Raw genomic sequence first — 22,123 nt, 5'->3', positions numbered from 1 at the left:
ATTGTATCTTAAAATTTAGTTGTTTTGTAATTCACCCAAATTAATTTCCACTTAACATGAAGTATTTATTTACATTATTATTTTTATTACCATTATTATGTTTTTCTCAAGAATCACTAGAAAAGCAATTAGATTCTATTTCGTCACCAGAAGACGCTACGGCATTCTTAAAAGAGAACAAACCAAAACAAGGTAAACTATTCACTTTTAACAAAGCAAAACACAAAACTAGGCTAGCAAATGACTTATTTAGTTTATCTAAAGGTGGAACAAAAGTCACTAGAACTGATTTTAAGAAAACCTATTATAAAGTGGTAGATAAGGCTGAAGTTAACTATGCTAAATTCAACATTATTGTAATAAATGCTTCAAAAACATCCGAAGAAGAAGCAAAATTAAAACGTACTAAAATCCTCGATCAGTATTATGAAGGTTATAAATTTAAGGATTTAGCAAAACACAATTCATCTGGTCCTACTGCAAGAATGGGTGGTGATACAGGTTGGATAAAAGCTGGTGAAATGTCTACTGCATTTGATGAGATTGCTTTTGGCGAAAACCATGCTACAGACACTATATTTTTAGTTGATGATGTTGAAAACAAAAAATACTATTTGGTAATTAAAACCGAAAACAAAACACCTATAGAGGAAATTACAGTTTTAAAATTTTCTGAAAACATTGACTAATGCAGCTATTTTATAATCCAAACATCTCTGAAAACGATACTAGTTTTAGTTTTGACAAAGACGAAAGCAGACACATTGCAAAAGTCCTAAGAAAACAAACTGGGGACACACTGCATATAACAAATGGTAACGGTTGGCTTTTTACAGCAGAAATTACATTTGCAGAGCAAAAAAAATGTATCGTTTCTATTATCTCTAGTCGTTTAGAGCCCAAACGGAATTATAATTTACACTTAGCTGTTGCACCTACCAAAATGAACGATAGGTATGAGTGGTTTCTAGAAAAAGCTACAGAAATTGGAATTGAAACTATTACACCTATTATTTGCGAGCATAGCGAACGTAAGATTGTAAAAACAGAACGTTTTGAAAAGATTATTCAGTCTGCTATGAAACAATCGCTACAATGCTACTTGCCAAAACTAAATGCACCAATCTCATTTAAAGATTTTGTTAATCAAGATTTCACGGATCAAATTTTTATAGCTCATTGCGAAGAAACCGATAAAAAATCCTTAAAATCACAATTGAAAACCGCAACCGATTGTACTATTTTAATCGGACCTGAGGGAGACTTTAGCGTTAAAGAAATTGAAATGGCCTTGCAACACCATTTTATTCCTGTAACTTTGGGTGAGACACGATTACGCACAGAAACCGCTGCTATTGCTGCATGCCATTCTGTGGCATACACAAATGAATAATATGAAGACTCTATTCTCTTTTTTCTTTATCCTCTTTTCAATACTCATGTTCTCGCAAGAAGTTGCTGTTTTAAAGTATAAAGGTGGTGGAGATTGGTACAGTAATCCTACTGCTTTGCCTAATTTGGTAAAATACTGTAACGACAATATTGACACTCACATTAATGAAAGTGTCCAAACTGTAGAAGCCGGAAGTATTGATATTTTTCAGTTTCCTTTTCTACACATGACAGGTCATGGTAATGTGTTTTTTAGTGACGATGATGCCCAAAATTTAAGAAACTATCTTATATCTGGAGGTTTTCTTCATATTGATGACAACTATGGCATGGCACCATATATTACCAAAGAACTCAAAAAAGTATTTCCTAATAGTGATTTAATTGAAATCCCAAAAGAGCATAAAATTTTCAGTTCGGCATTTGAGTTTTCTAATGGTTTACCAAAAATCCATGAGCACGATGGCAAAGCTCCTCAAGCTTTTGGTATTTTTCATGAGAGCAGACTAATATTACTATTTACCTTTGAAAGCGATTTAGGAGACGGTTGGGAAGATCAAGAAGTACACAACGATCCTGAAGACGTTAGAGAAAAAGCATTAAAAATGGGTTCTAATATTATAAAGTATGCTTTTGAAAATTAATTTTTAATTAGAATTAAGATAAAACAACCAAGAATCTAAGACTTGTTACTATGAAATTAAGTTACCGTTGCGAGTCGTGCAAAAAAGACAACACCATTAAAACCAAAGCAACAGACAGGCACGGCTTACTTATGGAAATGGGTAAAAACGAGTTTAATGAGCGCTGTAAACATTGTGGTCACTTTACAAAAAAGCATATTAATAGATTATATGCAGACGACGATTATAATTTAGTTTTTGTTGGATTTGCTCTTTCTGCAATTGCTACATTTTTTTTATGGGATTTAGGCTGGGTTTCAACATTAACAGGAGCCATTCCTCTCTATTTTTGGACAGAAATGAAAAAGAAATCGAGTACCTTTAATAAAACTTTAGTGAAATAGATATGAAAAAGCTTAGTCTAAAATATAAAATAATTGCTTTGTTATTAGTTTTGGCTTTTACATTTCAATCTATGGAATCTATAAATAGCCATACTTACAAAGTTGGAGTTGACAATTACCATTATCAGTGTGGCTGTTTTGGATGTTACCCAACGCACATATCTGCAACTTGCAGTTTTGATAAATACCACTAATTTTAATAACTCTTGAGCCAACTCACCCACTATAATTCCAACTTTAAGAAACAAAAACATCCAATCACAGTGGTTTGCGATAATGTAAATAACGCACCAAATATTGGAAGTTTATTCCGAATAGCTGATGCCTTTGGTATTGAAGAGCTCATTTTTTGCGGTTCTGATATTCCGCTAGGCAAACGAATGACAAAAACATCGCGCTCTACTGAAAAGTATGTTAATCACAGTATACAAGCTGATATAGAAACACAAATAAAAACTCTAAAAGCAAACAATTATTATCTTATTGCTTTAGAAATCTCAGAAAACAGCCAACCTCTAACTGATTTTACATTAAACACAAAGCAGCCAATTGCTCTAATTTTAGGTGATGAAAATTTTGGTGTTTCAGAAAGCATTTTACAACAAGTTGATGCTATTGTACACATCAACATGTTTGGAAATAATAGCAGTATGAATGTCGTGCAAGCTACAAGCATTGCGCTTTATGAAATTACTAAGCAACTTAATTCCTAAATTTGTCTTGCTGAGTTTATTTCAGCATCTTTGAGAAAATAATAGTGATGAATTCAAAAACCTTAGCAAACGGCATATTAAGAGCATTAGGCGTTGTCCTCGCTATTATTTTAGTGTTGTTTTTTCTTTTTAAAATTCAATCCGTTATTGTTTACATCGCCGTTGCAGCAGTTATTTCACTAATTGGTCGTCCCATAATATTATTTTTAAGAAAACGATTAAAGCTCAGTAATACCTTAGCTGTTGTAGTAACCATGGTTTTACTTTTAAGCCTTTTAGTAGGTTTAGTTGGTCTTTTTATTCCACTTATTGTTGAACAAGGTCATAATCTAGCCCTATTAAATATTGAACAATTACAAATTAATATCGAAGATCTCTACGATCAAATTATCACCTATTTTCAATTTAATAATATTGATGTAGAACAATCTATTAAAGATTCTAATTTATTATCTAAACTAGATTTTGCTTTAATTCCCAACTTTCTAAACAGTTTTATTAGTGGGTTAGGTAGTTTTAGTATTGGTTTGTTCTCTGTGTTATTTATTTCCTTTTTCTTTTTAAAAGACAGTAAACTATTTGAAGACGGTATTATGACATTTGTACCAAACGGAAATGAAGAACGCTCAAGCAGATCAATTACAGCTATAAAGGATCTATTGTCTCGTTATTTTGTTGGGCTTATATTTCAAATTTTAATTCTATTTATTATTTATACCATAGTGCTTTTAATTTTTGATATCGATAACGCTATTGTCATTGCTTTTTTATGTGCGCTCCTTAATTTAGTGCCTTATGTTGGTCCTTTAGTTAGTGGATTTTTAATGTTATTATTAAGTATGTCTAGCAATTTAGGAGAAAGTTTTAGCGATGTTATTTTACCAAAAACGACTTATGTGATGATTGGTTTTATCGTTGCACAATTGGTAGATAATTTCTTTAGTCAGCCGTATATTTTTTCAAAAAGTGTAAAATCACATCCTTTAGAAATCTTCTTAGTGATCATTATTTCAGGCATCTTATTCGGCATTGTAGGAATGATTGTTGCGATACCAACTTATACCGCTATTAAAGTGATTTTGAAGGAGTTTTTATCGGATTACAACATCGTTCAGAAACTAACCAAAGGCTTATAGTTTTAATTTGAATAAAGACTTATTACATATTGATATACAGAACTATATAAAAGAAAATTTAAATTCAGATATTTCAGATCTATTACTAAAAGGTGTTCCGTTTAAGACTATTGATTCAAAATCAATAATTGAACAGATTGAGGCAAAAAAACGCTGTCATAAAAAGCTACCAACGTGGTTTAATACTAAAAATATATACTTTCCAAATAAGTTAAATATAGAACAAACGTCCTCTGAAAAAACAGCAGACTATAAAGCCCATTTAATCTCTGAAAAATCCATAATTGACCTTACAGGTGGTTTTGGTATCGACGCTTATTATTTTTCTAAACAAGTAGAACATGTAACGCATTGCGAAATTAACACAGAACTCTCTGAAATAGTAAATCATAATTTTAAGGCCTTGAATATTTCAAACATTACTTGCCTTAATGAAAACGGAATTGAAGCCTTAAAACGCATTGATAAACCTTTTGATTGGGTTTATATAGACCCATCTCGAAGAGACAGCGCCAAACAGAAAGTGTTTTTATTGGCGGACTGCGAGCCTAACATAAAAACGTTTCAGGATTTATTTTTAAAATACGCTAAAAATGTAATGGTTAAAACGTCACCATTATTAGATTTATCAGCGACACTTGCCGATTTAAAACATGTTAAGGAAATTCATATTGTAGCGCTTAACAATGAAGTTAAAGAATTATTATGGATTTTAGAGCGTGATTTTGAAGGAACCATTATTGCTAAAACGGTGAATTTAAAAAAAGATAATTTACAGAATTTTGAATTTAATTTGAAAGATGAATCTGAAGCTCATGTAAACTACAACAAGCCACTCACCTATCTGTACGAACCCAACGCTGCAGTATTAAAGTCTGGTGGTTTTAATTCTGTTAGTGAAATTCTCAATATAGACAAACTGCACAAACATTCTCATTTATATACTTCTGAAACACTTTTGGATTTTCCAGGAAGACGATTTAAGATTGAAAAGATACTGCCTTTCAATAAAAAAATATTTTCAAAAGAGAAAATAACGAAGGCCAATATTACAACCCGAAACTTTCCGCTTTCAGTGAGTGACATCAGAAAAAAATTAAAAGTTAAAGATGGAGGAACTACTTACCTCTTTTTTACCACAGACTGTGACAATTCAAAAATAATACTAGTCTGCTCACAATTATAGTGAGCTTAAAAAAATGTATTAATTACAGAAATCCTTTTTGAGCAATTAGCATATCGTCTCCCCAAAGTTTTACCAAATAAGTAATATCAATAGGAAAAAATGACGAAGAACCATCCGTATTGTATTTTACGGGACACTCGATGCGATTCCCATCTACGATCTGACATTTATTTTTACCATTATCAGAAATAAAGATATATCCAGAATCTAATTTATCATAAACTTTTTTTAAATCTATAATAGCATACTTCAAAAATTTAGAGGCGTTATTTATCTCTTTTTTCGAACTATCTAAAATACCATAGGTAAAATAGTGAGCTTTCATTTTAAAATACTCGGACTCATGACGCTCTTCATGCTTGTTTTCGTCTCGTCTATACCTTATAGTAAAATCTGTAAACACCTTATACTTTTCTTCTCTAAAACGTTCCTGAACGCTCTTTATGGCATTTTCCGTTCTAAAGACATAATCAATCCCATCCATCATGTCAATATGCTTGGCATACTCTTTTTTAAGTTTAACCTCTTGCCATTGTATTGGTGCATAAATGTTGGGTAGTGCAATATTTTTATGCACATAATCGGTAAAAGCTCTATCATTTTTATAACTAGACATTTTAAATTCAGAAATTACTTAAGATTAAAACAAAACGTAATACACAAAATGAGAATTGATTAAATTCATATACTCCTGATAAATATACACTTAAATAAAAGAGTATGATTATTCGAAAAAAAACATAAAAAAACTCAAAAGAAATGTTGCATTTTTTAAAAATGTAACTTACATTTGCACCCGCAATAAAAGAATGTTCTTTTAAATATTGGAGAGGTGCCTGAGTGGCCGAAAGGAACGGTTTGCTAAATCGTCGTAGGTGGAAACACTTACCCAGGGTTCGAATCCCTGTCTCTCCGCTAAGATTACGCACAGCAATTATCGCTGTGCTTAATTTTTTTTGATAACCAATTCGGGGTGTAGCGTAGCCCGGTTATCGCGCCACGTTTGGGACGTGGAGGCCGCAGGTTCGAATCCTGCCACCCCGACTTTTATTGAATTTTTAGAGTTTTACTCTAAGATGGTCGCATAGCTCAGCTGGATAGAGCACCTGCCTTCTAAGCAGGCGGTCCTAGGTTCGAATCCTAGTGCGATCACAAAAAGCCTTAACATTTATGTTGAGGCTTTTTTGTGTTTAAGAAACAAACATAATATACTGCATTTTAAATAAATAACTATTTTTAACTTTAATAAAAATAAGTCTGAATAGAACAATAGTTATGATTAAATAATGATAATTACTTGAATTAATTTTTATCAAATCTCCCGTTTACGTGCGCTTGTTAAAGACCTAGTCCCTCTACTCAACCTGAACAGCTATGGGTCAGCAATATCACATACATTAAAACAGAAAATGGATACAACTACTTAGCATTAGTAACAGATGCTTATTCTAAGTAAATTATGGGCTATAAACTCGATAACCACACGAGAACATCGCTTTATACAGATGCACTCGCTATAGCTATTAAAAATAGAAAATATCCTAATCAGAAGCTTATACATCATTCCGGTAGTGGATTTCTGTACTGCAATCCTAAACACAAAGAATTTGCTAAAATTAATGGCATTACCGTGAGTATGACAGAACTTTACGCCCCATATGAAAACGCAATTGAAGAACGGATTAATTGCAAGCTTCAATTAAATATGAATACGAATTAAAAGAAACGTTTAAAAACACTGATATTGCTTAAAAAATCACAAAGCAAGCTGTATATATTTATAATAATTTAAGAACGTATTTTAGCCAAGATTTAAGAAAACCAACTGAAGTGCATTTTAATCCAAACATCAAATACAAATCATATCGAAAAAATAAGGTGAATTTACCTGAGCTTACGATTTAAGAACATGCTTAGTTCAAATTATTTTTTTGACTTCTAAACGACTAAAAAACATCTTTTGAACATCTAAATAATAACAAAAAAAAAGCCGCTCCCTACAGCGACTTTTTCTTAACTAAATAATTGCTATAAAAACAATTACTATTTTGATAACTATCTTATAAGGTTAAATATTAACGGTTACTTATTTTATAATTAGATGTTGTGGTAAATCCCCTACGCTTTCACAACATAGCTGTTCCATGACTTGTTGAAATTCACGTTTCATTAAAGAAATGGTATGGTCTCCTCCTTCTTTTCCTAATGCTCCAACACCATACATAAAACTACGTCCCATGAATGTAAATTCTGCTCCATTTGCCATTGCTCTTGCAATATCTGGACCACCACGTAAACCAGAATCCACCATGATTTTTATTTCATTCTTAAACTTTTTTGCCAAATGTGTCATGGGTACAATTGAAGATTGACCAGCATCTAACTGTCTCCCACCATGATTAGATACAATTAATCCATCAACACCTAAATTAATCGCTTTTTGAGCATCTATTTCATTTACAACACCTTTTATAACTAATTTCCCTTTCCATTGGTCTCTTATAGAAGCTATTCGGTCTTCATTTAGACGACCAGAAAAAGTAACATCCATAAATTCACCTAATTTTTTCAAATTAAGTCCTTTAGGCATATATTTTTCCATGGTCTTGAAAGCAGGTTGTCCGTGTATTAAAGTTTGAATAGCCCAATCTGGTTTTCTAAAAACTTCAATAATATTTTTTAGACTCATAGATGGTGGCATTGCTAAGCCATTTCTAACATCTCTAGGTCTATAACCAAATGTTGGTACATCTGCTAGAATGACTAAAACATCAGTTCCTGCATGTGCAGCTCTATCTAATAAATCTCTTTTTACTTTTTCTTCAGCAGGATGATATAGTTGAAACCAAGATTTTCCTTCTGTTAATTCTGCAACACGTTCAATACTAGAAGTGGTTACTGTACTTAATATAAAAGGGATGTTATGATTAAAAGCTGATTTTGCCAAAATCTCTGGCGAATTTGGCCACATTAAACCCTGTAAACCCACTGGAGCAATTCCAAAAGGAGCATCGTAAGTATGACCAAACAATTCTGTTTTTAAATTAGATTTATCAAATTTTGATAAATATTGTGGCATCAATTCTATTTTCTGAAGATCAGTACGATTTTTATCTAAATTGATATCTTCATTACATCCACCATCTAAGTATTCAAAAGCGAATTTTGGCATTTTAACCATCGCTCTTTTTCTTAAATCTGTTACTGAAGGATATTTGGGATTTATTTTTATTTCCATATTAAAATTTCTAAAGTTTTAATTGCGCTTTCTTATTTATAAATCTTTAAAGTTCGATAACCATAAATTGCGATAAAGCAAAAACAAATAAAAGGTAGAATGAAAGAGAAATTAACACCAGAAAAAGGCCCTATTTTTTCTGTATCTATCATTAATCCTTGTAAGATTGGCATTAAAGCACCACCAACAATTGCCATTACTAAACCAGCTGCACCAATAGCAGTATCGTCTGCTCTTAAACCGTCTAACGCAATACCGTAAATAGTTGGAAACATTAAAGACATAAAGGCTGAAGTCGCTACTAATAAATAGAGTCCTGCAATTCCTTCGATTAAGATAACGCCAGACATCGTTCCCATAGCGCACAATGCAAAAATCATTAGCAGTTTTCTAGAGTTAACGTATTTCATTAAAAAGGTACTAATAAAGCGACTACATAAAAATATAGTCATTGCAATAATGTTATAGTTTTGTGCCTCTGCTTTGGGTATCCCTAAGTTTCCTGCGTATTGAATAATAAATGTCCAACACATAATTTGAGCTGCCACATAAAACAATTGCGCTAAAACACCTTCTTTATATTTTCCGTTTTTGAACAATCTTTTAAATGAAGATCCTGCACTTGTAGGATTATCACTCACTGTTCTTTTAGGCATTTTAGTAATAGATATTACCACTAACATAGCGATAACAACAAAACCAAGAATAACATAAGGATTTCTAATAATTTCTAAATCGTGTGTTCTGATAACCGCTTTTTGAGCTTCGTTTAACGTATTGAAAACAAGTTCACCCGCTTCATTTCGTATATCAGAATCTAAAGCAATCAATATAAATTTTGAAGCCACAAACATTCCAAACAATGAACCAATAGGATTAAAAGCTTGCGCTAAGTTTAAACGTTGCGTTGCCGTACGTTCATCTCCCATAGATAATATAAACGGGTTTGCAGTGGTTTCTAAAAAAGCTAATCCAAATGTTAATATATAAAGTGACCCTAAAAAGAATCCAAAAACTTCAAATTTTGCTGCTGGATAAAATAATAAAGCCCCAAAAGCGTAAAGCGTTAAGCCTAATAAAATTCCTTTTTTATAACTGTATTTTCTAACAAAAAGTGCTGCAGGAATAGCCATAGTAGCATAACCACCATAAAAGGCTAATTGTACCAAAGCTGCTTTCGCTGTTGAAATCTCCATTACGGTTCCGAATGCAGCTACCATAGGATTGGTAATGTCGTTAGCAAAACCCCAAAGTGCAAACAAAGATGTGATGAGTACAAATGGTACTATGACCTCTTTGGATACTACTGGTATTTTTGTTGAATTTGTCATTTAGTCTTAGTTTTTTTAGTGTCAATGAAAAAAAAGCACCATTCAAATTATAATCAAAAATGAATAGTGCTTTGATAATCTAATCTTAATTTTTATCTGTACTGTGCGTAAATCACTTTGGTTTGAAGGTATTCTTCCATACCATGTTTTCCGTCAGCTCCACCAAGTCCAGATTTTTTCCATCCTGCATGGAACCCTTGAATTGCTTCAAAATGTTCTCTGTTGATGTAAGTTTCTCCGTACTCTAATTCTTCTGCAGCGTGCATTACTTTATTAAAGTTTTCTGAGAAAATTGATGATGTTAAACCATATTCAGAATCATTTGCCATTGCAATTGCCTCATCCAAAGTGCTAAATTTCATTACTGGTAATACAGGTCCAAAAACTTCTTCTTGGATAATTTGCATATCCTGTCTTACATTAGTTAACAATGTAGGTTGGTAGAAATAACCTTTATCAAACTGACTAGATTTTTGTCCTCCAACTAGAACTTCTGCACCTTCTTTTTTAGCAAACTCAACCATTTCGGCTACTTTATCTAATTGCGCTTTAGAAACCAATGCACTCATGTCAGGATTGTTATCAGAAAAAGCATCTTCTACTTTTAAAGCATTCATTTTAGCAGTAACCATCTCTAGAAATTGATCGTGAATAGATTCTTCTACATAAACACGTTCTGCACAATTACATACTTGTCCGCTATAGATAATTCTAGAACCAACAACAGCATTTACAGCTAATTCTAGATCTGCATCAGCACAAACAATTGCAGGGGCTTTACCTCCTAATTCTAAAGAAACTTTTGTAATGTTTTCTGAAGCAGCTTCCATAACTTTCTGACCAGCAAATACACTACCAGTTAAACTGATAATACCTGTAACTGGACTTTTAGACAAAGCGTTCCCTACTATTGGGCCAGAACCACACACAAAATTTAAGACACCAGCAGGTAATTCAATTTTTTGAATTAAATCTACCCATTCCATAATCGTATTTGGTGCAATACAACTAGGCTTAATTACACAAGTATTTCCTGTGATTAATGAAGCTGCAACTTTTCTTGCCATTACAAAAAATGGGAAGTTCCAAGGTAAAATACCTACTGCAACTCCAATTGGTGCTTTATGCAAAAAGATGTGTTCTTTTTTACGATCACTTTGTATAATTTCACCTTCTATTCGTCTCGCAAAACCTGCGTAATAATCAAAATAATCGGCTGTAACATCAATTTCTACTTGTGCTAATCCCATTACTTTAGCTTGTTCTGCTGCTAAAGTTTCTGCTAAAAACACACGATTTTCACGAATTACAGTAGCCATTTTATTTAAAAAGCCAGCGCGTTCAATCGCTGTTAGAGATCTCCAAGCATGTTGTGATTCTTTTGCAGCTTCTAATGCTTTATTTGCATCTTCAACAGAACCATGAGATATCTCTGACAATACTTCTTCTGTACAAGGGTTAAGTACTTTTGTTACTTCTGAAGAAGTAGATTTTACAAACTTTCCGTTTATAAATTGATTAAATTGTTTCATGAGTGTTTACGTTTAGTTTATATTTTTGATATGTTTAATAAATTCGATGGTTTTATTATAAATAAACAATAGTTCGAATCCTTATTTGCCAATGTGGTTGACAAACTTATATAACAATGTGATTTTGGCATTTATCCATATTAATCAATAATATGTATAATTTAAACATCGAATAATTTCTATGTTTAAATCACCAACAGTTTTTGGTGTTGAAAAACATAAATCTTGTTATAGAAATTTGTGGACCTACAACCTAATGGTATTGGCCTCTACAAAGAATGAAATAATAAGATAGAGTACGTTTCTCAAATCCGTCAATTGCTTGCTCAAAATCTTCATAGTGCTAAAAACACTCATATTTAGGCTTAAGATCTAAACATTTTGAAAGGTAAGTCTAGGTGTATTTTCCAGATTTGTATGATGCCGGAGTTAATCCTGTAACCGATTTAAACACCCGTGAAAAATGGTAGCGATCTGAAAAACCTAAATTAAAAGCAACATCTTCAATAGATTTATTAGTGTGTTCAAATAACTCACAAGATTTTGCGATTTTTCTGTTTTGAACAAACTGATGCAACGTGACATTCATTTCATCTTTAAATAATCGTGAAAATGAATTTGGTGCCATATTAACCAGCGATGACATTTTAGTATTGCTTAATTTTTTATCAATATTGACTTCAATATAGCGGATCACTTTTAAAACACGTTCATCTATATTAATGGTTTTCCATAATTCTGGACCAATGTTGGTAAGTGCTTCTTTTATGAAGGCTTGTAACTTTAAATTAAAAGTGAGTTTGAAATCTTTGTTTTCAACTTTTAAACGATTGGTTAAATAATTTAATCTGTCCTTTAAGTAATCTGTTAATTCTATTTTTAAAATACCAGGATAAACACTATCAAATGGCACTCCTAAATTAAAGTGAGCGAAGAAATGAATTAAGAACATGTTTTCTAATTCCGCTTCGTTATGATTAATATTCAACTGTTTTCCTGAAACATGAATACCTTCTGAGTGAATGTGATTTTTAGTGTATAGTGACGAAAACGAAGTAAACGGAGGAATAATGTAGATATAATTCGGATCCATTTCAAAAACAGTATCCTGATGAATTAATTGGCCACCTGTGTTTTTATTCCAATATAGTCTCCAAAACGGAAATACCATTTCATGACAATCCCATAAATCTAATAACCAATATCTACAACATAACATCTTTAATTTCAGGTCAATAAAATTTTGATGATTTGCAGATGGATCGCCTAATTCAATTTCTTTTACAAACTTCATTGAACACTAATGTTTGAATTAGATACAAAAATACAGATTTTGAATATTTAATAAGGTGTATTTGGTCTCTATTTTTGTTACAATAATTTTATTTAAAACGATATGAAAACGATAAAACTCCCAGTACAGGTAGAAGCAGAATTAAAAAAAGTATCTGAAGTCGCAGGTTATTTATGGCAACGTGAATGGGCAGAGCGAAATGCAGGAAATATTTCAATGAACTTAACATCTTACTTTACAAAAGAAGAAGTACAAGGCATTGGAACTGAAATCCCATTTGAATTCCCAAAAGGAGCTGCAGGATTTGTAATCTACATTACTGGTACAGGTTGTTATTTGAGAGATTTAGTAGATAAGCTTGAAGAAGCGTCTTGTATCTTATATATCAATGAAGATGCTACAGCCTATTCAATTATTTGGGGAGGTAAGCGTGAAAACTTTGGACCAACGTGTGAGTTAATTTCTCATGCAAGTATCCATTTATTTAACTCTATTTATCATCCGGAAAATTTAGCGGTTGTACATACACATCCATTAGAATTAATCTGTATGAGTCATCACGAATTATTTGATAATGAAGAAGAATTAAACAGACAAATCTGGATGATGTGTCCTGAAGTAAAAGTATTTGTTCCTAAAGGCATTCACTGTACACCGTATGCTTTATCTAGTACAGCAGCTCTAGCAGAAGTAACAATGGAAGCGTTTAAAACAAGAAATGTTTCATTATGGGAAAAGCATGGAGCAACAGCAACAGCGCCAGATGTAATGAAAGCATGGGACTTTTTAGATGTAGCAAATAAAGGAGCTAAAATGTTAATGATGTGTTGGGCTGCAGGTTTTCAACCAGCAGGACTTTCAAACGATCAATTAACAGAATTAGAGCAATTCACATAATAAAAAATATAATCATGAGTAGATTAATAGGTAGACTACCCAAAGTAGGAATTCGTCCGGTGATTGATGGACGTGAGTTAGGTGTAAGAGAGTCTTTAGAAGTTCAAACCATGGATATGGCTAAAGCGGCAGCTAAATTAATACAAGACACCTTACGTTTTCCAAGTGGAGAAAAAGTAGAAGTTGTAATTGCAGACACAACTATTGGAGGTGTTGCAGATGCCGCTGCTTGTGCAGATAAATTTAATAGAGAAGGCGTTGAAGTATCATTAACAGTGACACCATGTTGGTGTTATGGAACAGAAGTTATGGATACCGATCCTTCAACACCTAAAGCCGTTTGGGGATTTAATGGAACTGAACGACCAGGAGCTGTTTATTTAGCGGCAGCTTTAGCAGGCTATTCTCAAAAAGGATTACCAGCTTTTGGAATTTATGGTAAGGAAGTTCAAGATGGTGGTGACCAAACCATTCCTCAAGATGTTTCAGAAAAAATATTGCGTTTTGTAAAAGGAGGTTTAGCTGTGGCGCAAATGAACGGTAAATCTTATTTATCTATAGGATACAGTTCTATGGGTATCGCAGGATCTATGGTAGATGTTAACTTTTTACAAGATTATTTAGGCGTAAGAGCTGAGTTTGTAGAATCTGTAGAGCTTTTAAGACGTATTGATGAAGGTATTTACGATCATGACGAATTTGAAAAAGCATTAGCTTGGACCAAAGAAAACTGTATAGAAGGTAAAGATTATAATACGCCAGAAACACAAAAATCAGCAGAAGTAAAAGATGCTGAATGGGAAAAAGTTGTAAAAATGACTTTAATCTGTAAAGATTTAATGAACGGAAACCCTAAGTTGAAAGACATGGGATTCGGTGAAGAATCTAAAGGTAGAAATGCTATTATGGGAGGATTCCAAGGGCAACGTCAGTGGACAGATTACCAACCCAACGCAGATTACACAGAATCTATTTTAAATTCTTCATTCGACTGGAATGGAATTCGTCAAGCGTACACATTCGCAACAGAAAACGATTGTTTAAATGCTATTTCAATGTTATTTGGACACTTGTTAACTAACAAAGCTCAGTTATTCTCTGATGTACGTACGTACTGGAGTCCTGAGTCTGTAGAGCGTGTAACTGGTAAAAAATTAACGGGTATTGCTAAGGATGGAATTATTCATTTAATCAATTCTGGTTCTACAACGTTAGATGCAACGGCACAACAAGAAGATGCTGATGGAAACCCAACTATGAAACCTTTTTGGGATATTACAGAAGAAGAAGTTCAACGCTGTTTAGACAACACCAAATGGCCAGCAGCTATTGCTGAATATTTTAGAGGTGGAGGATTTTCGTCTCAGTTTAAAACTAGAGGTGAGTTACCAATGACCATGTGTAGAATAAACTTGGTTAAAGGCATTGGACCGGTTTTACAAATTGTAGAAGGATGGAGTGTTGAGTTACCAGAAGATGTTCATGAAGTTTTAGATGAAAGAACAAACCCAACGTGGCCAACAACATGGTTTGTACCAAGAACAACAGGAACAGGTTTCTTTAAAGATGTGTATACAGTAATGGCAAAATGGGGAGCAAACCACGGAGCTATTTCTCATGGACATATTGGTGCCGATTTAATTTCTTTAGCTGCCATGTTACGTATTCCTGTTAACATGCATAATGTTAGTGAAGATGACGTATTTAGACCAAGTGCATGGTCTGCTTTTGGAGAAGGCTTAGAAGGAGCTGATTATAGAGCTTGTAAAAATTATGGTCCGTTGTACGGATTTAAAAACTAATTAGAATAACTCAAAAGGGTGCTTGGCTTAATAACTAACACCCTTTTTTTAATTTTTGAACTGTGATGGTGAATGTAATTGCTGTAATAGACATAGGGAAAACGAATAAAAAAATACTCTTATTTAACGAAGAGTTTGACGTTGTATACCGAAATTCAATACGGTTTGATGAGGTTTCTGATGAAGATGATTACCCTTGTGATGATATAGAATCTATTGAAAACTGGATTCAAAATGAGATAAAAAGAATACAAGTCGAAGGTGAGTACGATATAAAAGCGATTAACTTTTCTACGCATGGAGCGAGTCTTATCTATTTAGATGCTCAAGGCCATAGAATTACACCTTTATATAATTACTTAAAGCCATTAAACTTAGAAGAACATCAAGAGTTTTATGGGGCTAATGGAGGTCAAGAAGAATTCTCTAGAAAAACAGCATCTCCAGCTTATGGTATGCTAAATACAGGACTTCAAATATTAAAATTACAAAAAGAAAAACCACAATTTTGGAATAAGGTAGATGCTATTCTGCATTACCCACAATACTTAAGTTATCTTTTTACTAAACAAATAACTGCAGATTTTACGTCGGTAGGCGCACATACAGCAACCTGGGATTTTGATACGATGCAATATCATAAGTGGGTTTCTGATTATAAATTGAACTTACCTACTCCACAAAATGGTAAAGATGCTATATTGACTATATTTAATGGACAAGAAATTGCCATTGGAACAGGATTGCATGATAGTTCCTCGTCTATTATTCCGTTGTTAGAATCCGAAAAAGATAAAGAATTTATTTTACTATCTACAGGGACTTGGATTATAGCGATGAATCCTTTTAGCAAGGAAACGTTGACACAACACCAGTTAAAAAACAACTGTTTGTGTTTTATGACTCCACAGAAACAGCAGATAAAATCGTCCATGCAGTTTCTAGGGAAAATTCATGAAGTGTATATTACAGCTTTAAGCACTCATTTTAACATTGACATAGATACACATTTACAACTCGAGCTGAATGAAACGTTGTGCAGCGAACTGATTAATACAAATGCACGTGTGTTTTTATCTGAAGGCATCGATAGTGATTTTGAAGCACATCCTGAGTTATTAGCTAATTATACCGATTATGAAACGGCTTATTATCAATTAATTTTTGAAATTAGTAAAAAAGTAATTCATGGTATTAATTTAATTTCTGATGAAAATTCAGCAATTAAAGACATCTATATTTCTGGTGGATTTAATAAGAACTTAATATTCATTCACTTTTTAAAGTTATTAAAAAATGATATTGAAATAAAAATTTCTGATTGTAAAAATGAAAGTGCTTTAGGTGCTGCATTGATGATGAAATCATATATCTAAAGAAATAAAAAACAATAACTATGAGTCATCAAAAAACTACTTTAGGAGAATTCATTATAAAAAATCAAGCGTCTTTTCCCTTTTCTAGCGGAGAATTATCGAGTCTCTTAAATGCCTTACGTTTAGCTGCCAAAGTGGTTAACCACGAGGTGAACAAAGCGGGTTTAGTAGATCTTTTTGGAGATTCTGGAGATGTTAATGTTCAAGGAGAGCATCAGCAGAAATTAGATGTATTTGCCAATAAAACATTTATTCAATCTTTAAAAAATAGAAATATTGTTTGTGGTATTGTTTCTGAAGAAAATGATGAGTTTATAACCATCGAAGGACGCGATAAAGAATCTAATGGTAAATATGTGGTACTTATGGATCCTTTAGATGGCTCATCTAATATTGATGTAAATGTTTCTGTTGGAACTATTTTTTCTATCTACAGAAGATTAACTCCGCCAGGAACTCTCGTAGAAGAAAAAGACTTTTTACAGCCAGGCAGAGATCAAGTTGCAGCCGGTTATATTGTGTATGGTACATCTACCATGTTGGTTTATACCACAGGAGATGGCGTTAATGGCTTTACACTTAACCCAGCTATTGGATCGTTTTATTTGTCACACCCTGATATGAAATTTCCTAAAAATGGTTCTATTTATTCTGTTAATCAAGGAAATTATAGTCATTTTCCAGAAGCGGTAAAACAGTATATAAAATACTGTCAGCAGATCGAAGCAGACAGACCTTATTCACAGCGTTATATTGGATCTTTAGTTTCCGATTTTCATAGAAATATGATAAAAGGTGGTATCTATTTATATCCAAATAGTACCGTTAATAAAGATGGAAAACTAAGATTACTCTACGAATGTAATCCAATAGCATTTTTAACCGAGCAAGCGGATGGTATAGCTACTGATGGTGAGCAAAATATACTAGATATTATTCCTACCCATATACATGAGCGTGCCCCTTTTTATTGTGGAAGTCGTTCTATGGTAAAAAAATTACTCGAATTTATTAGACAATAAATTTAAAAATGTATATTCTTGAGCCAAACTAAATATTTTATATGCATAGAATTATATGCTTTATTAGTGTTGTAATTACACTATTTACTCAACAAGGTTATTCTCAGAATTTTGAACGAATTTCTAATAAAGAAGGTTTTAATCAAAATACTGTTAACTCCATAGCACAAGATAAATACGGTTTTCTATGGTATGCGACACCAAACGGATTAATTCGTTATGATGGCTATGAGTTTAAAACCTTTAGTACACAATCTAAAGATGAGAATGCCATTTCTAGTAATAATGTCACTTATTTGTTTAACGATAAAGATGGTATTCTTTGGATAGGTACTAATGTAGGTGTTAATATATATGTCCCTTGGTTAGAACGGTTTTTCACAGTGCCACTTAACTATAACATCAATGTCAATAAGATTGCCTCTCAGGATGACGGCTATCTGTGGATAACGTCTACAAAGAAATTAATACGATGCAAATTAAAAGATATAAGTAATGGTGTTTTTGAGGTGTCTGAAAATGTTCTTGATTTAAAAGGCAAATCGATAATAATTAACACGTTTACATTTGGACATAATTCTTCTATTATTCTAGGAACAAATGAAGGGTTGAAAAAAATTGATTTTAAATCTGAAAACCAAATATTAAAATCAGTAATTCCAGATTTAAAGGATTTTGATTTTTTTAATGAAAAAGAAATTACTGAAATCATAAAAGTGGATAATATCTTTTGGATTGGTACAACAGAAGGTTTGTATAGTTCCAATTTAGATACAAACTCCGATTACCTGGTCAAGAAAATAAAAGTTCCAAATCAAGAATCTACGTTCTATGTTAATAGCCTTTTTAAAGATAATGATAATGCCATTTGGATAGGAACGACAGGTGATGGACTCTACAAATTTAACCCAATTCTAAATTCTTTTAAGCATTTTAACTATGATTCAAAGAATACAAATAGTATAAGTAGCCATCAAATTAATGCAGTGTATCAAGATAGTTTCAATGTGTTTTGGGTAGGTACAGCACAAGGAGGAATAAATAAATTAGACCTATTTCAAAAACCATTTCATTCTTACACAAACAACCCTTATGATAAGTCTTCTATTGCTGACAATTTAATTACCTCAATTTTAGAGGACAACAATGGTAAGATTTGGGTTTCTGGTTACAATAAAAAATTATTTAGAAGTGTAGATGTTATAAACGAAAATAATCTACATAAAATTCAGTTTGAAGATTTACAAAGTAAATTACCTATTGAAAATACTGATGTTATAAGGTGTATTTATCAAGACCAAAGAAATTATATTTGGTTTGGCACAGACAAAAAAGTCATTGTTTATAGTCCAATAAGAAAAGATTTTAAAGAGATTCAGTTTTTATCAAATGGAGATAAGGCTTCTTTATTCTTAACCCGAAAAATTGCGCAAATAAATGATACAGATTTTGTTTTAGCTGGTAATAGAATTTTAGTTGTAGAAAACCCATGGAAAGCAATTGACCAATCAAAACAACCCCAAATATCTATTAAATCGACATTAAAAATAACAGCTAATAAAGTACAATGTTTCTTGCAAGATAGTAATCATCAATTATGGTTTGGTACAGATGTTAGTTTATTACAATGCACATATGTAAAAGGAAAAATTGAAATTGTAAGAGAATATAACGATAGTAAAATAGGAAGTGGCAAACTAAGTTACAATAATATTTTTACGCTTCATGAAGATGACAAAAAGAATATTTGGATAGGTACTTTTGGTGGTGGTTTAAATAAATTAAATTTAGACAGTGCTAGCAATCCATCAAAAATAGAATACTTCCGAAAAAATGAGATCCTACCAGATGATGTTATTTATGGAATTTTGCCACAAAAAAATAGTTCTAATTTATGGATGAGTACAGATATGGGATTAGTTCGATTTAATACAGAAACGAACAAATTAAATGTCTTTGATGTAAGTGATGGTTTAATGCAAAATAACTTTAGACAATCAGCATATGCACTAGGTAAATCAGGATATATGTATTTCGGAGGTTTAAATGGCCTTACTATTTTCGATCCGCAGAAAATAGCCCTAAATAAGCAAGCACCAAAAGTTTTAATATCGTCTTTATTAATAAATAATAAATCGATAAAAATTGGTGAGAAATTAAATAACATTACAATCCTTAAAAAATCGATTTCAGAAACAGATACTGTTGAAGTCTCTAAAAGTCAGCGCATCATTTCCTTTAATTTAGTTGCTGAGCATACCTCTGCACCAGCGAAGAATAAAATAGCATATAAATTAGATGGTTTTAATAAAGATTGGGTAGAAACAGATGAAGGGAAATCTGCGATAACTTATACCAATTTATCAGCTGGTACTTATACACTAAAAGTAAAATCTGCTAATGGAGATGGTATTTGGAGTGCTTCAAATAAGACCTTAACATTAGTAATTCTGCCACTGTGGTATCAAACTTGGTGGAGCTACACACTGTTGGCTCTTATATTTTTAGGCATTGGTGTTGGAATTGTTTTCTATTTTGTTCAACATGAAAAGTTAAAACAAAAACTCATCTATGAGCAATTGGACAAAGACAAAATGGAAGTTATTAACCAAGGTAAATTTAAATATTTCACAAATTTATCTCATGAGTTTAGAACACCACTTACATTAATTTCAGGGCCTTTAGATAGAGTTATAGAAAACAACAGTAACCCAGAGAGTGAAAAATTCTTAGCTATTATTAAAAGAAATACACATCGACTTTTAAGTTTAATAGACCAGTTAATAACATTTAGACAAGCAGAACAAGGGTATCTAAATTTGAACTTTACTAAATCTACTTTAGGAGATTTCTTATATCCAACAACAGAGGCTTTTGAAAATTATGCATTAGAAAAGAATATTAATTTTTATTATAAAATTAGTTCTCCAAATGAAGAGATTGTTATTGACGTAGAAAAGCTTGAAAGAATACTTTTTAATTTGCTTTCAAATTCTTTTAAAAACACACCTGTTCAAGGAACTATTAGTATCGATGCCTCTATAATATATGAAGGTGATATTAAAAAGATAAAAATTGATGTTATTGACACTGGTAAAGGCATTCCAAAAGAAAGTTTGAATAATATTTTTGAACGATTTTATCAATTAGGAAATCAAGATGGTAATGTTAGTGGTGGTGGAATTGGCTTATCCTTTTGTAAGTCTTTAGTCGATTTATTTGATGGTCGTATATCTGTAAAAAGTAGACCAAATAAAGAAACCCGTTTTACGATTGTGATTCCATCTTCCCCAACTGAAGAAGTAAACATTGAAGACAGTCATGTAAAAAAATCATTCATAAAAAATTGGGTGCCCTTGCAAGGCAAAACCTTTGAAGAGACTGATAATATCAAAAAAAGCAAGAAACAGCATAATGTTTTAGTTGTTGAAAATGAAATAGATATTCAAGACTTTCTAAATAGTGCATTGTCAGACAAATACAATATCACCATAGCAAATAATGGTATTGAAGCATTAGAAGAAATTAAAAAGACTGAATTCAGTACCGTTATAAGTGATGTCATGATGCCTGAGATGGATGGTTTTGAATTGTGTAAACGAATAAAGGCCAACCCTGAAACTTGCCAACTCCCTGTTTTATTATTAACCGCTTTAGGGGATAATGTGGATTTAATTAAAGGTTTAGAGTTTGGTGCCGATGAATATATTAGTAAACCATTTTCTTTAAAGCATCTTGAGCTTCGACTGAAAAAATTGATAGAGAATAATGTTAAGATAAAGGACTATTTTTCAAAGAATAGTTTACCCCCAAAAGATAAAAAGGAATTAGGGTTCTCTAAAAGGGATCTCGAATTCTTAGAGAACATCACCGAAATCATCGAGAAGAACTTATCTAATTCAAATTTTGGAGTAGAAGAATTATCTACAGAAGCAGGCTTAAGTTCCTCTCATTTTTATAGAAAATTGAAACAACTTACAGGCCAAGTTCCAAATGCCTACTTACGTAATTTTAGGTTACAAAGGGCAGCGGAATTATTAGATAGTAATAGTGGTTTTAACGTTGCGGAAGTGATGTATCAAATCGGTATAGAATCTAATTCTTACTTTTCTACCTCGTTTAAAAAATTACACGGTATGTCCCCTTCTGAGTATTCAAAACGATAAGATGATAGTTT

General features: G+C 32.3%; 18 protein-coding genes and 3 tRNA genes. 16 read left to right on the top strand and 5 right to left on the bottom strand.

The window, feature by feature from the left end; translation table 11 throughout:
• Positions 1–56: 56 nt before the first annotated feature.
• The 7 genes from HM981_RS09340 (at position 57) to HM981_RS09310 (ending at position 5,454) form a co-directional block, all read left to right on the top strand.
• On the top strand, positions 57–689 hold the full coding sequence (locus HM981_RS09340; protein ID WP_179338517.1) for a peptidylprolyl isomerase: 633 nt from the start codon (positions 57–59) through the stop codon (positions 687–689).
• Positions 689–1,393, top strand: a complete 705-nt coding sequence (locus HM981_RS09335; RefSeq protein WP_179338516.1) for a 16S rRNA (uracil(1498)-N(3))-methyltransferase — start codon at positions 689–691, stop codon at positions 1,391–1,393. Before HM981_RS09340 ends, HM981_RS09335 begins: the two co-directional genes overlap by 1 nt.
• A gap of 1 nt (position 1,394) precedes the next feature.
• A complete protein-coding gene (locus HM981_RS09330; protein WP_179338515.1) occupies positions 1,395–2,036 on the top strand; it encodes a DUF4159 domain-containing protein in 642 nt (213 codons plus the stop codon).
• 50 nt (positions 2,037–2,086) lie between these two features.
• Positions 2,087–2,419: a hypothetical protein gene (locus HM981_RS09325; RefSeq protein WP_179338514.1), complete on the top strand. Its 333-nt coding sequence runs from the start codon at positions 2,087–2,089 to the stop codon at positions 2,417–2,419.
• Between the two features lie 206 nt (positions 2,420–2,625).
• Positions 2,626–3,132, top strand: coding sequence for a TrmH family RNA methyltransferase (locus tag HM981_RS09320; RefSeq protein ID WP_179338513.1), 507 nt, complete (start codon positions 2,626–2,628; stop codon positions 3,130–3,132).
• Positions 3,133–3,179: 47 nt separating this feature from the next.
• A complete protein-coding gene (locus HM981_RS09315; protein ID WP_179338512.1) occupies positions 3,180–4,268 on the top strand; it encodes an AI-2E family transporter in 1,089 nt (362 codons plus the stop codon).
• Positions 4,269–4,275: 7 nt separating this feature from the next.
• Positions 4,276–5,454: a class I SAM-dependent methyltransferase gene (locus HM981_RS09310; protein ID WP_179338511.1), complete on the top strand. Its 1,179-nt coding sequence runs from the start codon at positions 4,276–4,278 to the stop codon at positions 5,452–5,454.
• Positions 5,455–5,476: 22 nt separating this feature from the next.
• Here the strand turns inward: HM981_RS09310 and HM981_RS09305 are convergent, their stop codons facing one another.
• Entirely contained in the window at positions 5,477–6,070 is a 594-nt protein-coding gene (locus HM981_RS09305; RefSeq protein WP_179338510.1) for a hypothetical protein, read from the bottom strand.
• Between the two features lie 210 nt (positions 6,071–6,280).
• Between HM981_RS09305 and HM981_RS09300 the strand changes: the two genes are divergently transcribed.
• From HM981_RS09300 to HM981_RS09285, 4 genes are all read left to right on the top strand, one after another.
• A tRNA-Ser gene (locus tag HM981_RS09300) sits at positions 6,281–6,369 on the top strand.
• A gap of 54 nt (positions 6,370–6,423) precedes the next feature.
• Positions 6,424–6,498, top strand: a tRNA-Pro gene (locus HM981_RS09295).
• A gap of 34 nt (positions 6,499–6,532) precedes the next feature.
• Positions 6,533–6,606, top strand: a tRNA-Arg gene (locus HM981_RS09290).
• Between the two features lie 307 nt (positions 6,607–6,913).
• Positions 6,914–7,174: a DDE-type integrase/transposase/recombinase gene (locus tag HM981_RS09285; protein WP_179338509.1), complete on the top strand. Its 261-nt coding sequence runs from the start codon at positions 6,914–6,916 to the stop codon at positions 7,172–7,174.
• 366 nt (positions 7,175–7,540) lie between these two features.
• Here the strand turns inward: HM981_RS09285 and HM981_RS09280 are convergent, their stop codons facing one another.
• The 4 genes from HM981_RS09280 to HM981_RS09265 all read right to left on the bottom strand — a co-directional run bounded on the left by HM981_RS09280 (position 7,541) and on the right by HM981_RS09265 (position 12,849).
• Positions 7,541–8,692 (bottom strand): alpha-hydroxy acid oxidase, encoded by a 1,152-nt coding sequence (locus HM981_RS09280; RefSeq protein ID WP_179338508.1) that lies wholly within the window; start codon positions 8,690–8,692, stop codon positions 7,541–7,543.
• Positions 8,693–8,724: 32 nt separating this feature from the next.
• Positions 8,725–10,023, bottom strand: a complete 1,299-nt coding sequence (gene fucP, locus HM981_RS09275) for an L-fucose:H+ symporter permease (protein WP_179338507.1) — start codon at positions 10,021–10,023, stop codon at positions 8,725–8,727.
• A gap of 92 nt (positions 10,024–10,115) precedes the next feature.
• Positions 10,116–11,555, bottom strand: coding sequence for an aldehyde dehydrogenase (gene aldA / locus HM981_RS09270; protein WP_179338506.1), 1,440 nt, complete (start codon positions 11,553–11,555; stop codon positions 10,116–10,118).
• 394 nt (positions 11,556–11,949) lie between these two features.
• A complete protein-coding gene (locus HM981_RS09265) occupies positions 11,950–12,849 on the bottom strand; it encodes an AraC family transcriptional regulator (protein ID WP_179338505.1) in 900 nt (299 codons plus the stop codon).
• 102 nt (positions 12,850–12,951) lie between these two features.
• Here HM981_RS09265 and rhaD point away from each other — a divergent pair, with 102 nt between their 5' ends.
• The 5 genes from rhaD to HM981_RS09240 all read left to right on the top strand — a co-directional run bounded on the left by rhaD (position 12,952) and on the right by HM981_RS09240 (position 22,112).
• A complete protein-coding gene (gene rhaD / locus HM981_RS09260; protein WP_179338504.1) occupies positions 12,952–13,746 on the top strand; it encodes a rhamnulose-1-phosphate aldolase in 795 nt (264 codons plus the stop codon).
• 14 nt (positions 13,747–13,760) lie between these two features.
• On the top strand, positions 13,761–15,548 hold the full coding sequence (locus HM981_RS09255; RefSeq protein WP_179338503.1) for an L-fucose isomerase: 1,788 nt from the start codon (positions 13,761–13,763) through the stop codon (positions 15,546–15,548).
• Positions 15,549–15,613: 65 nt separating this feature from the next.
• Complete coding sequence (locus tag HM981_RS09250) at positions 15,614–16,924, top strand: FGGY family carbohydrate kinase (RefSeq protein ID WP_179338502.1); 1,311 nt, start codon at positions 15,614–15,616, stop codon at positions 16,922–16,924.
• A 20-nt stretch (positions 16,925–16,944) separates the two neighbouring features.
• Positions 16,945–17,946: a class 1 fructose-bisphosphatase gene (gene fbp / locus HM981_RS09245; RefSeq protein WP_179338501.1), complete on the top strand. Its 1,002-nt coding sequence runs from the start codon at positions 16,945–16,947 to the stop codon at positions 17,944–17,946.
• Positions 17,947–17,987: 41 nt separating this feature from the next.
• Positions 17,988–22,112: a hybrid sensor histidine kinase/response regulator transcription factor gene (locus HM981_RS09240; protein WP_179338500.1), complete on the top strand. Its 4,125-nt coding sequence runs from the start codon at positions 17,988–17,990 to the stop codon at positions 22,110–22,112.
• Positions 22,113–22,123 lie beyond the last annotated feature (11 nt).

The organism is Winogradskyella ludwigii, assembly GCF_013403985.1.
Taxonomy (GTDB): Bacteria; Bacteroidota; Bacteroidia; order Flavobacteriales; family Flavobacteriaceae; genus Winogradskyella; species Winogradskyella ludwigii.
The sequence above is the reverse complement of the archived record's forward strand: the minus strand, read 5'-3'. Positions and strand labels throughout refer to the sequence as shown.